Below are 14687 nucleotides of genomic sequence, written 5' to 3'. Positions count from 1 at the left end.
CATAAGGATTAGCATTCATATTAAAAAAATAAACATTATGAGAAGTTTATATTATTATTTTTCAGCATTGATTATCGCAGCATTGTTCGTGGTTTCTTGTAAAACACAAAATACTCAAAAAGCCAGTACCGATATTACGGGGAAAACATGGAAACTTACTGAGCTTAACGGGAAGCCGATTGAGCTGAAAAATCCTAAGAACAATCCCTATTTTAAACTTGAGATGGATGGAATGAGATATCAGGGACATGCCGGATGTAACGGTTTAGGAGGAACATTTGAGATTAAACCTGAGGTCATGACAATTAAGTTTAATCAGGGGATGTCTACTATGATGGCCTGCGAAGATCTTGATATTGAGAATCAGTTTACCAAAGCAATCCTTGCAGCAGATAATTACTCTGTAAATGGAAATACCCTTACTTTAAACAAAGCAAGAATGGCTCCTTTAGCTAAGTTTGTTCTTCAGTAATTTGTATGCAGCAATAAAAATATAAAGACGCTTCGTTGAATGAAGCGTCTTTTTTATGTTGATAGGTTTTACTTTTTTTTGTTATACATGATGTAACAGACCAGAAGACTGAGATTCACAAGAACAGCAAATGAGTTTGACAAAATAATAGGAAGTTCGTCTTTTTTAAGGCCATACCATACCCATAGGGAAAGTCCTGAAATAAGAACCAAAAGCATAAGCAAAGAAATATCCTCCACGTTCTTTTCTCTGATTACCTTGATAAGCTGAGGAATCATTGAAACAGAAGTAAGAACCCCTGCCACTATCCCTAATATATTTTCATTCATAAATTTTACATCTTTGAATATCTGCTAAGATACATTATTGAAACCTGTTCATAGAAATTTCTTCATGTAATGGAATATTTTCTTCTATAAAGCGGAATAAATCTCTTGAAAAGTAACAGCCATTCAGGATACCACGTGCTCCGAGTCCATTAAAGACATACAGATTACTGAATTTTTCATGTTTGCCAATAATAGGCCTTCTGTCCTTTACCGTAGGGCGGAATCCAAAATGCACTTCTTCCACTTCGAAATCATAAGGATAAAATGCTGAAAGCCCTTTAATTAATTGTTCCACTGCAGATTCATCAATATGATGGTGAAGCTGCTCCCTGTCATAAGTTCCTCCATAAAAATACAATCCGTTTCCTGTTGGAAATAAGAAATGTTTCTTTTTAATCGTTATGTTTTCCGGAACCGGCCGGGAAAGTTTCACTTTTATGTGGTGCCCTTTATTCGGGTTCACTGTAATCGCTGAAAAGTACGGGTTATATTTTACTCCCATTCCTTCGCAGAAAATAATATTTTTGAAAGTAAGATCTTTATAAACCGATTCAGATGGGTTCAATTGATTGTAATCGAATTTTTCTTTTACCAAATGATCATTTTTTTCAAAATAACTGAATAAACCACTGAAAAATCCATTAACATTCAACCTCGCAGACTGATTCACCTTGCCGGTAAGAAAATCATTTTTTACCACGTCTAAACGATCAAAATTTTGATCAAGAAAATTCGACAATTCTTCATTACCTGATTTTTTCAGCCATAAGTGCTGTTCGTTCTCATCATGAAAAATTCTGTGAATAGGAGCATTGATCAGATAGTTTTCTCCGGCATATGATTCTATTTCTTTAAGATTCTCTTTAAGAAAATCTATTTGTTCCTGCGCCTTCCAGAATGTGGTAAACTTCTTCAGGACAACCGGATTAATAATTCCTGCTGAAACCTGAGAAGCACTTTTTCTTCCTTCAGAAAAGATCACAAAGGATTTGTTATTTTTAATTAGCTGATGAGCCATAAAAAGTCCTGCATAACCGTCTCCTACAATAATATAATCTACATTTTTCATATGAGAAATTTCATTTGTTTAAAGGTCATATGTAATTGCCTATGTCATTGATTATTGCCTGGCAATAAACAAAGGGTGATTTCATAATAAAAAAACCTGAGTAAAAATACTCAGGTTTTCTATAAATATCAAGTGAAATCTAGTAATTCCACATATCATTTTCCATTTCAAGAATCTGTGCCTTGATTCTGTCACTTTCTTCCAGCTGCTCATCAGCATTTTTAGGAATATAGTCTTTAATAGTACCGTCTCCTAAACCGCTTGAGGATTTATAAATGATAGAAGAGAATCTTCTTGCGTTGATAACATCATCGAAAGACAGGTCAGCAGAAGAATTTTTTCTATTGAAAACAAAATTATTCGCTAAAACATCTCTTGCACTTGGATAATAGATCCAGAACAGGTCAATAAGTTCATCGTTGCCGGCAATTGGCTTCCCATCAGGACCGATAACTCCCTGTACTGCAGGATCTGGTCCCATAGCAGCAATACCCAGAGGTCTGTATTTCATCTGTCCGTCTCTTTTATCAATAAACCACATACCCATGATCTTAAGAACCTTTACTTTGTCAGTAGTGGTCTTAAAAACGTCAGTATATTGTTTCTTTTCAGCCTCAGTCAGTTGTCTTCCTGAGTTTAAGATATCAATAGCCGCGTCATTGATGATCACTTTTTCCAGTCTTTTCTGGATTCCTTCCGGGGAAAGCTTTACAGTAAAGTTTTCATCATCATATACCTGCTCAATTTTTCCGCTTAAAGCTGCATCAAGCAGTAACTGATATAAAGATCTTGTAGGAGTAGCAAGGAGACCATCAGGATTATCATAGTAGAATGGCTGGTTGATCTTATCATTCATATCAATGATCTCCCATACAAACATGCTCTTAAGGATATCTTTATCTTCTACAAAACCATATTCAAGAGGCTTTACTGTTTTATCTACAATAGTATCACCAACTTTTTGTTTGTTTTCCGCTCTCATCTGTCTGAACTCTTCCGGAGAAGATGCGTTCAGAATAGTCTGGGAAAAAGCAAATCCCGAAACTAATACTAAAAGGGTGCTAATATATTTTTTCATAATAAATTACAATTTTAGTCCTATGGAATGTTAATGATTATAGGAGTAATGTTTTTAATAACCTGACCATCTAAACCTTGAGCAGTAACTTTAATATCAAAGACAGAAACTACATCTCCGGATCTGAGATTTTTCACTAATCCAGCGGCATCATTCAATGAATTTCCGTGAACTAATAATGCTGCTCTACCTGGTACTCTCACCATAAACTGAGTTACAGTAAACGAAACCGGGAAGTCAAAGTCAGGAATTGCTGCCTGTACTGTTTGGTTCTGGATAGAGGTTGCCGGCATAGACACTATACTACTTCCTCTGATCTGACCTTGTGGTGGCGGCACATTCTTAATTCTATATTCAAATACCTGAGATACTGTTTTTCCATAAGGATCTATTCCCGATAATGTTAATTTAACGGTGTTACCAGAAGTTGGTTTCACACTCCATTTACCAGGTCCTGTATTTTTCACTGATGCTCCCGGAGCAGATAATGAAAGTTTAGAATTATCAGCGCCTAAGATTGATCCTGAAACAGGGTTCTCAAGTCCTCTATACATTACATTCATTTTATCAGCAGAAAGCAATAGTCCTTTTTCAAGTTTTACTTCTCTAGGTCCTGCGATTACATTATAAGTATGTGTCCATGGGAAACTTTGTGGTTTACCTGAAGCATCTGTTAATGTAATAGTACCTCCTAATTTATGTTCACCAATTCCAGAACCTGAAATTTGGGTAATACCTTTACCGTTTTCTACTCTGCCTACACCAGAGATACTGATCTTGTTACTGTTAGAATAAGTTCCTAACATTACTTTTACTTCCGCTTGTTTTCCAGCCTGGATATCTACCGGACCTGAAACGATAGGCTCGTAGCTTGAGAATTTGATATTCGCATCTACTTTTTCCTGAAGTAATAGTGCCAATGCATCAGACTGTACGTTTCTGGCATCATTTTGGATAATTTCCAAATTAGATATGGCAGCGATTAGCGGCTGATGATAGAATTTATTCTGGAACCAGGTCTTTTCGTTTGGAGAAGTTCCTTTTGGATACTCCGCAATCAGAGACTTGTTAGCTCTTTCCACTAAATCTTTAAGCTGGCCATTATTTCCAAAAGTAGCATTGATATAGTTTTTGACATCATCAATTTTACGTTTTAATTCTAATGCATTATTCGAAGGGGCATTTTCATCTCCTTCTTTAAAGAAGTATTCAGTTGTTGCTTCATTATTATTAAGTGCCGCAAAATTTTCACTTACATCAATCTCTTTTCCTGTTTTAGGATCTTTGTCATGAAACTCAGATTGTTTCTTTAACAGAGTTTTGATTTCCTGAGCAGAATTTACCAGCACATCAATTTTGGTTTTCAATACTTTGTACTGAGCCCAAGGCTGTGCGTAAGTATCAGGAACTTGCTGAGCCTTCGCTTCCAGTGTTCTTTCAAAGATCTTCTCGTTTTTTCTTTCTGTTAAAGTTCTGGTTTCATTCAATGCTCTGGTAGAGTCATAGTATGATCTGATGATTTCTGCATCAATATTTAGGGCCATCATCGCGATGAACACCAAATACATCAGGTTGATCATCTTCTGACGAGGGGTCTGTTTTCCTTGTGCCATTCTCTTTTCTTTGTTTTTTTGATTAAGTAGTTAAATTTAGAAATGGTTAGGAATTAAGACTTCATAGCAGTTAGCATACCACCATAAACTCTATTTAAGTTATTAAGATTAGATGTTAAACCTTGTAGCTCTTGATTGAATTTCTCAGATTGCTCTGCAGACTTCTGCATATCTGCAACATACTTGTTGGCAAATTCAGATTGTCTTTTGCCGCTTTCAAGCTGCATTGCATAAAGGGCATTCATGCTTTCCATATGCTGAGCAGCCTTATTTAATTGATCATTATATTTATGAGTAGAAGCAGATACGTCAACAGTTTGATTGATCTGATCAACAGAGTTTGAAAATTTATCAATTCCTGTTCTTAATCTTTCAAATAACTGAACATCTAATCTTGCATCCTGAAGCATTTTATCCAATTTGTTAGAAAGAGAGTTTTCTAATTCTGCAAATTGGGCGCTTGTATTTTTAGTAGTTACATTAGAGTGTAAAGGGTTTGGATTAGCATGCTTATCTAATAACTCAGGATAAACATTTTCCCAGGCATAAGACTCTTCAGTTTTTGGAGGGTCAAATGCAAAAATGATAAAGATAATTGCCTCAGTAATAAGCCCTACGGTAAGAGCAATATTCCCATTAATTGGTCCCAGGGTAATGTGAGTAATTTTAAGCCAAGCTCCAAGAATTACAATTGCAGCACCGAATGAATAAAAGAAATTCATCCAAGCATCTTTAGTCTTAAACATATTGAGTTAGTTTTTTTAATGTTAAATAAAATTGTTATTGAAAAATAATTATCTGATTAGTTATCTGTTAACTCTTCTTGGCTTAACTGCTGCTTCAGGAATATCCTGTACAGTTCTGAATCCGATATAGCTTCTTGCGGAATCTTTTCTTTCCCAATCTCTGGCACCTGTCATTAGTGCATATCCTATATCTTTCCAAGATCCACCTCTTACAGATTTCTTCGTATCATTCTTATCTTTAGTAGAAGGATTTAATGTAGAAGAGAATCCGTATGAAGAATTGTTATACGAAGATGATGTCCATTCAGAAACGTTTCCAGCCATATCAAATAACCCAAACCCATTTTTCTTAAATTTCTTAACTGGAGCTGTATATGTATAAGTACCCTTTTTCTCGTCTTCCATGTAATTACCTCTCTTAGGTTTGAAGTTAGCCAGGTAGCAACCTCTGTCATCCATTAAATATGGACCACCCCAAGGGTAAGTAGCATTTTGCATTCCTCCTCTGGCAGCATACTCCCATTCGGTTTCTGTTGGCAGACGGAATATTAATGGTCTTTGTTTTTTTCTTTTTAAACTTTCGTTGTAATCTGTTTTCAATTTAGATCTGAAGTTACAATAAGCCCTTGCCTGATCCCAGGTTACCCCCACAACAGGATAGTCTTTGTAAGCCTTGTGCCAGAAGTACTGTTCAAACAAAGGCTCATTGTAAGCAAAGTGGAAATCTTTTACCCAAACTGTAGTATCAGGATAGATCGCGATACTTTCGCTTCTCAGGTAATTAGCTCCTCTTTCGTTATCTGCAACAGCAGCATCCATATCTCCCCAACGGTAAGTATATTTCAGCTTGCTTACGTCTAAAATTCTTTCGTTTCCGATTCTTGAAGAAGAAGGCAGATACATAGATTCTAAAACTTCTGCGTATTCTACATCCGGATATTTTGTTGTACTCCAGTGTAAAGGAATTTTCCAATCTAATCTTTTGCTGGCATCATAGCCACCATCTTCCCGGCCACCCTGGCCTTCCATATATTCTTGATAAGGTGTTAAATTTTCTTCTTTTTTAGCAAGATATGCATAATCTCCTATTGCAGCCCCTTTACGTCCGCCTTCATCACCACCTTCTCCGGCAGCTTCAGCTAGTAAAGTTCTCGCGATAGAGTCTCTTACATAATTGATAAATACTCTGTACTCCGCGTTGGTAGTCTCTGCTTCATCCATGAAGAAAGAAGAAACAGTAACTGTTTTCAATGATGCTTTTTCAGGGGTATTTGTCGGATCCTGGTCTGCTAAACCAGCAACAAATGAACCTGCAGGAATGGCAACCATTCCGTATGGTCTTTCCGCAACAAATGATTTAGTTTTTTCTCTTGGTATCAATTCTCCTTTTGTTCCTGGCTTCCCTACAGAAGAGCTGCCACCACCTGAACAAGATACCGATGCTACCGACGCAGACAATAATAAAAGAAATATCCTTTTCATGTTAATTTTTATAATTAAGCCGTAAATATATAATTTTTTTAAGAAACTTTTAAGATTTTTTTTGAAATAACGGAATAAATCTAAATTTATTTTATTTACAACAACTTTTTATTCAACAGTTACAGATTTTGCAAGGTTTCTCGGTTGGTCTACGTTGGCTCCTCTATATACTGCAATGTAATAAGCAAGCAATTGTAGAGGCACGGAAGCCACGATTGGAGAGAAACATTCTGAAGTTTCAGGGATTTCGATAACATAGTCTGCCATTTCACTCACCTGACGGTCTCCTTTATTCACTACGGCGATAATTTTTCCTTTTCTCGCTTTAATTTCCTGAACATTACTTACAATTTTATCATAGTGACCTTTTCTAGGTGCTATAATTACAATCGGCATGTTTTCATCGATCAGGGCAATCGGACCGTGCTTCATTTCTGCAGCCGGGTAACCTTCTGCATGGATATAAGAAATTTCTTTTAATTTTAATGCTCCTTCTAAGGCAGCAGGATAATTGTATCCTCTTCCTAAATAAAGGAAATTGGTAGCTTTCACAAAATCTTTTGCAATATTCTGAGTAAGCTCATGCGTGGTATTCAGCACTTCTTCAATTTTCTTAGGCATAGCATCAAGCTCAGCAATTAAGCTCATAAATTCAGCATTTCCTAAGTTTCCGTTGTGTTTCCCTAATTTTAATGCAATTAAGCTAAGAATAGTAAGCTGTGCCGTAAATGCTTTTGTAGAAGCAACCCCGATTTCAGGACCGGCATGTGTATAAGAACCTGCATCTGTAATTCTTGCGATTGAAGAGTCTACAACATTACATATTCCATATATAAATGCACCTTTTTCTTTTGCCAGTTTTAAAGCTGCCATTGTATCAGCAGTTTCTCCGGACTGAGAAATGGCAATCACCACATCTTTATCTGTAATGATTGGGTTTCTGTATCTGAATTCTGATGCGTATTCTACTTCAACCGGAATTCTTGCATATTCTTCTATCAGATATTCTCCGATAAGACCTGCATGCCATGAAGTACCACAGGCAATGATAATAATTCTGTTGGCATTTTTGAATCTCTCCACATGATCCCAGATCCCCGCCATTTTGATCACTCCTTCATCTACAAGAAGTCTGCCTCTCATCGTATCGTGTACGGATTTAGGCTGTTCAAAAATTTCTTTAAGCATAAAATGCTCATAGCCGCCTTTTTCGATCTGCTCAAGGCTCAGTTTAAGTTCCTGAATTTCTGGCTCAATTTTAGAGTTATCATTGATGGTTCTGATATCTACTCCTCCTTCAAGAGAGATGGTAGCCATGTGTCCTTCTTCAAGATAAATGGCTTCTTTTGTAAATTCCACGAAAGGGGAGGCATCAGAGGCAATAAAGTATTCTTTCTCACCGATACCGATTGCAAGAGGAGAACCTAATCTTCCTACCACCAATACTCCGGGATAATCTTCATGAAGTACAGTGATTGCATAGGCTCCATATACTTCATTTAATGCATATCTCACCGCAGTTGGGAAATCAATATCAGGATTAAGATCCATAAAATACTGAATCAGGTTTACCAATACTTCTGTATCTGTTTCTGATTTGAAAGTAAAGCCTTTTTCAGTAAGCATTGTTTTAATCGTATCATAGTTTTCGATAATACCATTATGTACAATTGCTATTTTTCCGTTGTTTGACAAATGCGGGTGGGAATTTCTGTCACTAGGAACTCCATGGGTGGCCCAACGGGTGTGTCCCATTCCAATTTTAGACTTTCCTTTCAGTTCTTTCGAAATATTCACCAAATCCTCAACCTTACCTTTTGTTTTTTCTACTTCCAGCTTATTACCTGGGCCTTCTAAAACAATTCCGGCACTGTCATACCCCCTATATTCCAATCTTCTAAGACCATTAATTACAATTTCATAAGCGTCTTGAAATCCTGTATATCCTACTATTCCGCACATATTTTATTTTTGTCTAGTGTTGTTTGTTGTTTTCTATTTTTTCGTACCATAAGTCACCATCAGCTGGATTCTTTTGGCATTGGTATTTGTTTTATCTACTCCTGTCAGAATAATTCTGTTCATATCAAATGCTCTTGTTGTATTACGCACTCCTAAAAGGGCTCCTGTAGGATTGGCGGCAAATGTTCCGGCAGTGATTATTAAAGGTTTATTAGGAATCAGCTGTTCAACTTCATCTACTTTTTCTTTCTTCTCTTCCACAAGATCCTTGATCGTTTTTGTAACTACAAAATCGTAATAACCAGGGTTTTCTTTATAATAATACAATCCAAGCCCGTTTGTCAGATCTGAAGTGAATTTCAATGCTGAATAATCGATCAGATTTGTAGTCATTGGGTTTGTTAAAAGTGTAAACCTGCGGTCTTCAGTAGAACCTGTATTTTTCCATGTTGCAGGATCTACATATACTCTTATCTTAGCACTTAAAATACCTGCTTTCTTTTCAACATAGATTTTCTTAAGGTCTGCAATTGTCTCATTCTTAATTTTCATTACTACAGAAGGTCCTCCCATTCCCTGAACAAAAAGTCTTGCATCACCTTCACTAGGGTTACTTCCAGCCAATGCAGTGGCAGCAGCCGATCCGGTTCTGTCATATTCATACAGTCCGATATGAGCATTAGCGCTTCCTAAGTTGAAACTAAGCGAAGTCTGTGGTCTTGTTGTTGTTCCGTTATCTGTTTTATCATATTTATAGTACATGATAAGCTGCAGATCATTAGGAGAGAACTGATACAGATATTTATCCGTTTCATCCACAGAAATTTTTATTCCTTTAAAATACCTGATAAAGTTAGCAGCATCCTGAAGTTCAGGTTTTCCTTTTTTATCAAGAATATGAGTCTGGAAAAAGTCTGTATTGCTCAACTTCATTCTGAAACCAAGGTTTCCTGTAAATACAACTGAGTTGTCAGATTTTTTTGTGATGGATACAGAGCTGATATTACCGTTAAACACACCCGATCCTAACAGTTCGCCAGTAGTTACAGGAGCATTGGAACGTTTATACTTATCATCATTTGCATCCAGGAACGTTGTTACTTCATGTACATTGATTTTCATTGATTTTGAAGCCCCGCCTATTTTACCGTATTTACGTACAGGATACGTTTTCTTCTCAATGGAAACAGCAGTAGCTACTCCATCTACAGGAAAGTCACTTTTATCAAATGTATTGGTCTTTAATGAATCGCTTTCAAAGAAATAAGTATTCGTAGTAGTATTCGCAGGTGGTCTTACTACAAGCACTACAGAGTCTACTTTTGGATTGGCTCCGTTAAAGTCATAATTATCTACCGGCATTCTGAGCTGAGTAACATAAGATGCTCTCTGCATCCCAAACTGATTTTCAGTAAAAGCACCAAGAACGCCAACCGTGGAAGCAGCACCTGATTCGCTTAATCCACTGATCAGTCTGGCTGCATCACTTCTGATTGAATCGTTGTTGTTGTAATTGTATGCTATGACAGGATATGAAATTTCGTTACCTTGTGCTGCATCACCATTAAACAACTGCTCACCAAGAGAATCCGGATCAGGTTCACAGTTATAAAGGAATGTACTTCCGAAAATCGCCAATAGAAGCATGGCGAAGGTCCTTTTAAGATTATGAGTCATTAAAAATGTGTTTTTAATAAAGTTGATTTATAGAATCTATGTCCAGATATTCCGATTTTTGGATTGCTGTTTCATTGAAGGCCTTATCCAGATCTTCATCCAGAAACTCGTCACCTTTCACAACGGCATCTACATAGTTCATACTCTCGATAACAAAACTTTTAATAGTTGGGTTATCTAACGCTTTTAATCCTGAAATATTATCAAACTGCAGCTTTTCATTGATCTTTTTATCCAGATCAGCATCTTTCTCATTGTAAAGAGAAAGTACAATTTTAGCGTCTTTGAAATAAGTATCTGATTCGTAGTAAGTTTTAAGATAAATCGGAACAAAAGAAGCCATCCATCCATTTAAATGAATAACATCCGGCACCCAATTCAGTTTCTTAATTGTTTCAATAACTCCTCGGGCAAAGAAAATAGCTCTTTCGTCATTGTCTTCGAAAGGATTTCCTTCATCATCGAAATAATATTGTTTTCTTTTGAAGTATTCTTCATTGTCAATAAAGTAAACCTGAAGTCTTTCCCCCGGAAGAGACGCTACTTTAATGATCAGAGGCTGGTCCAGGTCATTGATAATAATATTCATCCCTGAAAGACGGATAACCTCGTGAAGCTGGAATTTTCTTTCACTTATTTGTCCAAATCTTGGCATAAAAACTCTTACATCATTGCCTTCTTGGTGCATCTTAAGTGCCATTTTGTTTACCACTGCAGCCATATTTGTATCTTCCTGATATGGATACATCTCTGTAGTAATGTACAGTATTTTTTGATTCGGCATAAATTTTCTATCTAATTTTTGTAAAAATGCTTTAATGTGCAAAATTACAAAAAAACATCCAACATTATTTTAATTAACATTTTTTTACGATAATTCCCTTTTCCAAATTAGTAAAAGCACATATTATTATGCGATATTTTTACTATTTTTGAAATAGCATTAAAATAAACTATGGAAGTTATAAAAAACAGGAAAGTCCTTCAGGATTTCATTGAAAGACAGAAAGAAATGGGAAAAAGAATCGGCTTTGCTCCTACTATGGGTGCCTTACACAAAGGCCACCTTTCCCTGTATGAGGCGGCGAGAAAAGAAAATGACCTTGTTATTTCTTCAATTTTTGTAAATCCAACCCAATTCAACAATCCTGAAGACCTTGAAAAATATCCTCGGGATATCAACAGGGATATACTTATTCTTCAGAATTCAGGGCTTGTAGATGCTGTTTATATCCCGGAGGTCATAGATATTTATCCTGAGAAAGCTGAAAGCCGGCACTATGATTTTGATGGATTGGAAAATGAGATGGAGGGAAAATCGAGACCGGGGCACTTTGACGGAGTAGGAACTGTTGTAGAAGAGCTTTTCAGACAGGTACAGCCTGACAATGCTTATTTTGGCGAAAAAGATTTCCAGCAGCTCGCTATTATTAAAAAGATGACTGAGAAAAAACATCTTCCTGTTAAAATAACCGGAGTTCCTATTTACAGGGCAGAAAACGGATTAGCATTAAGCTCAAGAAACCAAAGGCTTCATGAAGACCGAAAAGAAGTTTCCAAAGTAATTTATGAGACTTTAAAAAAAGTAAACGACTGGTTCAGAACCGTTACTATTCCGGAGATCAAGGAAAGAGTAGCTGATATTTTTGATGACCAGCCGGGAATGAAGCTGGAATATTTCCTGATTGCGGATGAAAACACATTACAGGAAACTGATTTTTTCTATAAAGACAGAAGTTTCAGAGCATTCATCGTCGTTGTTGTAGATGGAGTAAGGTTAATTGACAATATGCATCTGGATTAATCCTTCTGAATTAAAATATAATATCCCTGATTATCTGATATAGTTGGGGATTTTTCATTGAATAAATCAGCACGAAAATACTGTTTGAGCTTATTGCATACAAAAAATCAAAGGCCTCCTGAAGGAAGCCTTTGAAACACCAAATCACAAAATATTAATATGAAAAAAATTTACTTTTCAGTAAACTTGTGACCCGGCTGGGATTCGAACCCAGGACCCATACATTAAAAGTGTATTGCTCTACCAGCTGAGCTACCGAGTCGGCCACAATTAAAATGAAATAAATTTCAGTATTAATTATAAAATTTTCTTTGCAGTGCCTGCGACTGGACTCGAACCAGCACATCCTTAGGAAACCACCCCCTCAAGATGGCGTGTCTACCAATTTCACCACGCAGGCAATAAAATTACAAAAAAGTAATTTTTATTGCTAGTGACCCGGCTGGGATTCGAACCCAGGACCCATACATTAAAAGTGTATTGCTCTACCAGCTGAGCTACCGAGTCGGCCACTTATACAACAAGTTTTCATTTAAGTAATGTCCCTTGTTTTAAGTGGTGCAAAGATATGACTTTTTTCTTTATCTCAAAACTTTTTCGCAAATTTGTTTAAAAAAAATTCATGGTAATTTCATTGATCGGATACATGGGAAGTGGCAAATCGCACATTTCCAAAATATTAAGCGAAAAAATCAATTTTAAATTAATTGATCTCGATAAAGAGATTTCCAGAAGAAATAAATTAACCATCCCTGAGATTTTTGAAAAAAAGGGAGAGATTTACTTTAGAAAGCTTGAAAGAGAAGCTCTGGAAGAGATATTGGCGTCTGAAGAAAATGTGGTTTTAAGCCTTGGCGGAGGAACTCCTGTGTATTATAATAATATGGAAATCATCAATCACAACTCCAAAAGTTTTTTTTTAAGAACAGGGGTAGGAACTTTGGTAGAAAGACTTTCAAAACAGAAAGAAAAAAGACCATTAATTGCCAATATAGCTGATGAAGACCTGCCGGAATTCATTGCTAAACATTTATTTGAAAGAAATCAGTTTTACAGTAAAGCGCAATTCACGGTAGGAACAGATTCCAGAACACCTGAAGACATTGTAAATGAAATAGTAGAAAAGCTCTATCTCTAGAGCTTTTTTATGTTTATTATTAATCTTCATCATCTGTTTCGGTGTCTGTCTCTCCAAAGAAATCATCCCAGTCTGTAAAATCGGAATCGATATCGTTTCCTACATAACCGTCCATATCTCTTCGGTCTTTTTTGGTAGGCCTTCCTTCTCCTTTATTTCGGTAATAGTCTTGTGACATCTTGCGAAGTTTCAACAGTTCGTATTGTTCTTTATCTGTCACATCCTGGATATGAAGGGGTACCAGCTTGGCTCCTATCCTGCTTTTAGGAATCTGAATTACTTTTATTTTATAATCAATTTGATTCTTACGGATTTTAATAGTATCTCCTTCTTTTACCTCTTTAGATGACTTTACGGCAGACGTTCCTATAGAAACTCTGTTCTTTTTAATCTCCTCTGCTGCAATACTTCTCGTCTTATAAAAACGAATGCTCCATAAAAATTTATCTATTCTCATAATTTTTTATACTTTTGCCGTTATATTATTTGTAAAGTAATTAAAGTTTTTTGAAATGAAAAAAATATTTTTATATATCCTTGCAGGATCTTTATGTTTTTCTGCTTGTAAGAAAGATGATGATGTATCAACCTATGTAGAACCTGAAGATGTTGCTACACAAAACACATATGATGATCAGGCCATTAAAAAATTCATGGATGAAAACTATCTGGATGCACAGGGTAATATAAAAGCTTTCAGCTCTACGGACACAGCAGATGATAATGAAAAGAAGCTGTCTGAACTGAGCCCTGTAACGCTACCTTCAGGAACGATCTATATTGTCAGAAGCGGAGCTCAGCCTGTAAATCCTGGTGCGGATCAGATTATTAAAAATAATGACATCCTTACCTTAATGATGAAAGCTACGACTTATCTTGCGATTAATACAGACGGGCAGTCTTCATTTACTTCTTCAGCATCCTTTGTAAACACAATCAACGGCAGTGGTATTCCTATAATTGATCCAAAATTCTATTATATTTCTAATGTAGAGGGCAAGAAGGATCCATTGATAGCAAACGCAACAACCGATGCCGCCAAACAGCCAAGTTATTATACAATTGAAGGGTTTAATGAAGCTATGCAGAAGTTTACAGCATTTAAAGACTATTCCAGCGGATCACCTTATAACTTACAAGGAGTAATTATTGTTCCTTCGAGAGCTGCTTTTGCTAGAGATCCATATTATACCCCTTACAGCTCTGTTTCACTTAGAAATAAGACTTTTGTTTTCAACTTCCAGGTGTACGGAAGAGCAGACAGACCATAAATAGCATCAAATTTAAATAAAATAATAACCCCACAATTATTTGCGG

At 36.2% G+C, this 14687-nt stretch carries 14 protein-coding genes and 3 tRNA genes; 4 read left to right on the top strand and 13 right to left on the bottom strand.

Annotated features, from left to right (window positions below):
- Nucleotides 1–37 precede the first annotated feature (37 nt).
- Nucleotides 38–472, top strand: a complete 435-nt coding sequence (locus tag ACP3T3_RS18995; RefSeq protein WP_426477307.1) for an META domain-containing protein — start codon at nucleotides 38–40, stop codon at nucleotides 470–472.
- A gap of 68 nt (nucleotides 473–540) precedes the next feature.
- On the opposite strand, the gene ACP3T3_RS18990 is transcribed toward ACP3T3_RS18995, so the two are convergent.
- The 9 genes from ACP3T3_RS18990 to ACP3T3_RS18950 form a co-directional block, all read right to left on the bottom strand.
- Nucleotides 541–801, bottom strand: a complete 261-nt coding sequence (locus ACP3T3_RS18990) for a SemiSWEET transporter (RefSeq protein WP_426477306.1) — start codon at nucleotides 799–801, stop codon at nucleotides 541–543.
- A gap of 34 nt (nucleotides 802–835) precedes the next feature.
- Entirely contained in the window at nucleotides 836–1870 is a 1035-nt protein-coding gene (locus ACP3T3_RS18985) for an NAD(P)/FAD-dependent oxidoreductase (protein ID WP_426477305.1), read from the bottom strand.
- 139 nt (nucleotides 1871–2009) lie between these two features.
- Entirely contained in the window at nucleotides 2010–2948 is a 939-nt protein-coding gene (gldN, locus tag ACP3T3_RS18980) for a gliding motility protein GldN (protein WP_426477304.1), read from the bottom strand.
- A 20-nt stretch (nucleotides 2949–2968) separates the two neighbouring features.
- Complete coding sequence (locus tag ACP3T3_RS18975) at nucleotides 2969–4561, bottom strand: GldM family protein (protein ID WP_426477303.1); 1593 nt, start codon at nucleotides 4559–4561, stop codon at nucleotides 2969–2971.
- A 53-nt stretch (nucleotides 4562–4614) separates the two neighbouring features.
- Nucleotides 4615–5307, bottom strand: coding sequence for a gliding motility protein GldL (gldL, locus tag ACP3T3_RS18970; RefSeq protein WP_034693712.1), 693 nt, complete (start codon nucleotides 5305–5307; stop codon nucleotides 4615–4617).
- A 60-nt stretch (nucleotides 5308–5367) separates the two neighbouring features.
- Nucleotides 5368–6789, bottom strand: a complete 1422-nt coding sequence (gene gldK, locus ACP3T3_RS18965; RefSeq protein WP_426477302.1) for a gliding motility lipoprotein GldK — start codon at nucleotides 6787–6789, stop codon at nucleotides 5368–5370.
- Nucleotides 6790–6897: 108 nt separating this feature from the next.
- Nucleotides 6898–8751: a glutamine--fructose-6-phosphate transaminase (isomerizing) gene (gene glmS / locus ACP3T3_RS18960; protein ID WP_426477301.1), complete on the bottom strand. Its 1854-nt coding sequence runs from the start codon at nucleotides 8749–8751 to the stop codon at nucleotides 6898–6900.
- 33 nt (nucleotides 8752–8784) lie between these two features.
- A complete protein-coding gene (locus ACP3T3_RS18955) occupies nucleotides 8785–10428 on the bottom strand; it encodes a DUF4270 family protein (RefSeq protein WP_426477300.1) in 1644 nt (547 codons plus the stop codon).
- A 13-nt stretch (nucleotides 10429–10441) separates the two neighbouring features.
- On the bottom strand, nucleotides 10442–11212 hold the full coding sequence (locus ACP3T3_RS18950; protein WP_426477299.1) for a glycogen/starch synthase: 771 nt from the start codon (nucleotides 11210–11212) through the stop codon (nucleotides 10442–10444).
- 171 nt (nucleotides 11213–11383) lie between these two features.
- On the opposite strand from ACP3T3_RS18950, the gene panC reads away from it, so the two are divergent.
- Nucleotides 11384–12232 carry a pantoate--beta-alanine ligase gene (panC, locus tag ACP3T3_RS18945; RefSeq protein ID WP_426477298.1) on the top strand — a complete coding sequence of 283 codons (849 nt, stop codon included), beginning with the start codon at nucleotides 11384–11386 and terminating at the stop codon, nucleotides 12230–12232.
- A 189-nt stretch (nucleotides 12233–12421) separates the two neighbouring features.
- Here the strand turns inward: panC and ACP3T3_RS18940 are convergent.
- From ACP3T3_RS18940 to ACP3T3_RS18930, 3 genes are all read right to left on the bottom strand, one after another.
- Nucleotides 12422–12494: transfer RNA gene (locus tag ACP3T3_RS18940), tRNA-Lys, on the bottom strand.
- Nucleotides 12495–12549: 55 nt separating this feature from the next.
- Nucleotides 12550–12632: transfer RNA gene (locus ACP3T3_RS18935), tRNA-Leu, on the bottom strand.
- A gap of 34 nt (nucleotides 12633–12666) precedes the next feature.
- Nucleotides 12667–12739, bottom strand: a tRNA-Lys gene (locus ACP3T3_RS18930).
- Between the two features lie 115 nt (nucleotides 12740–12854).
- Here ACP3T3_RS18930 and ACP3T3_RS18925 point away from each other — a divergent pair.
- On the top strand, nucleotides 12855–13370 hold the full coding sequence (locus ACP3T3_RS18925; RefSeq protein WP_426477297.1) for a shikimate kinase: 516 nt from the start codon (nucleotides 12855–12857) through the stop codon (nucleotides 13368–13370).
- A gap of 19 nt (nucleotides 13371–13389) precedes the next feature.
- Here the strand turns inward: ACP3T3_RS18925 and ACP3T3_RS18920 are convergent, their stop codons facing one another.
- Nucleotides 13390–13827 carry an RNA-binding S4 domain-containing protein gene (locus ACP3T3_RS18920; RefSeq protein WP_426477296.1) on the bottom strand — a complete coding sequence of 146 codons (438 nt, stop codon included), beginning with the start codon at nucleotides 13825–13827 and terminating at the stop codon, nucleotides 13390–13392.
- A gap of 55 nt (nucleotides 13828–13882) precedes the next feature.
- Here ACP3T3_RS18920 and ACP3T3_RS18915 point away from each other — a divergent pair, with 55 nt between their 5' ends.
- Nucleotides 13883–14641 carry a hypothetical protein gene (locus tag ACP3T3_RS18915; protein ID WP_426477295.1) on the top strand — a complete coding sequence of 253 codons (759 nt, stop codon included), beginning with the start codon at nucleotides 13883–13885 and terminating at the stop codon, nucleotides 14639–14641.
- The last annotated feature ends 46 nt before the right edge of the window (nucleotides 14642–14687 follow it).

This window comes from Chryseobacterium sp. CBSDS_008 (assembly GCF_049959325.1).
GTDB lineage: Bacteria > Bacteroidota > Bacteroidia > Flavobacteriales > Weeksellaceae > Chryseobacterium.
The sequence above is the reverse complement of the archived record's forward strand: the minus strand, read 5'-3'. Positions and strand labels throughout refer to the sequence as shown.

Coding starts and splice junctions, on each gene's coding strand:
- ACP3T3_RS18995 (WP_426477307.1), top strand. CDS start 38: ATGAGAAGTTTATATTATTATTTTTCAGCATTGATTATCGCAGCATTG.
- ACP3T3_RS18990 (WP_426477306.1), bottom strand. CDS start 801: ATGAATGAAAATATATTAGGGATAGTGGCAGGGGTTCTTACTTCTGTT.
- ACP3T3_RS18985 (WP_426477305.1), bottom strand. CDS start 1,870: ATGAAAAATGTAGATTATATTATTGTAGGAGACGGTTATGCAGGACTT.
- gldN (WP_426477304.1), bottom strand. CDS start 2,948: ATGAAAAAATATATTAGCACCCTTTTAGTATTAGTTTCGGGATTTGCT.
- ACP3T3_RS18975 (WP_426477303.1), bottom strand. CDS start 4,561: ATGGCACAAGGAAAACAGACCCCTCGTCAGAAGATGATCAACCTGATG.
- gldL (WP_034693712.1), bottom strand. CDS start 5,307: ATGTTTAAGACTAAAGATGCTTGGATGAATTTCTTTTATTCATTCGGT.
- gldK (WP_426477302.1), bottom strand. CDS start 6,789: ATGAAAAGGATATTTCTTTTATTATTGTCTGCGTCGGTAGCATCGGTA.
- glmS (WP_426477301.1), bottom strand. CDS start 8,751: ATGTGCGGAATAGTAGGATATACAGGATTTCAAGACGCTTATGAAATT.
- ACP3T3_RS18955 (WP_426477300.1), bottom strand. CDS start 10,428: ATGACTCATAATCTTAAAAGGACCTTCGCCATGCTTCTATTGGCGATT.
- ACP3T3_RS18950 (WP_426477299.1), bottom strand. CDS start 11,212: ATGCCGAATCAAAAAATACTGTACATTACTACAGAGATGTATCCATAT.
- panC (WP_426477298.1), top strand. CDS start 11,384: ATGGAAGTTATAAAAAACAGGAAAGTCCTTCAGGATTTCATTGAAAGA.
- ACP3T3_RS18925 (WP_426477297.1), top strand. CDS start 12,855: ATGGTAATTTCATTGATCGGATACATGGGAAGTGGCAAATCGCACATT.
- ACP3T3_RS18920 (WP_426477296.1), bottom strand. CDS start 13,827: ATGAGAATAGATAAATTTTTATGGAGCATTCGTTTTTATAAGACGAGA.
- ACP3T3_RS18915 (WP_426477295.1), top strand. CDS start 13,883: ATGAAAAAAATATTTTTATATATCCTTGCAGGATCTTTATGTTTTTCT.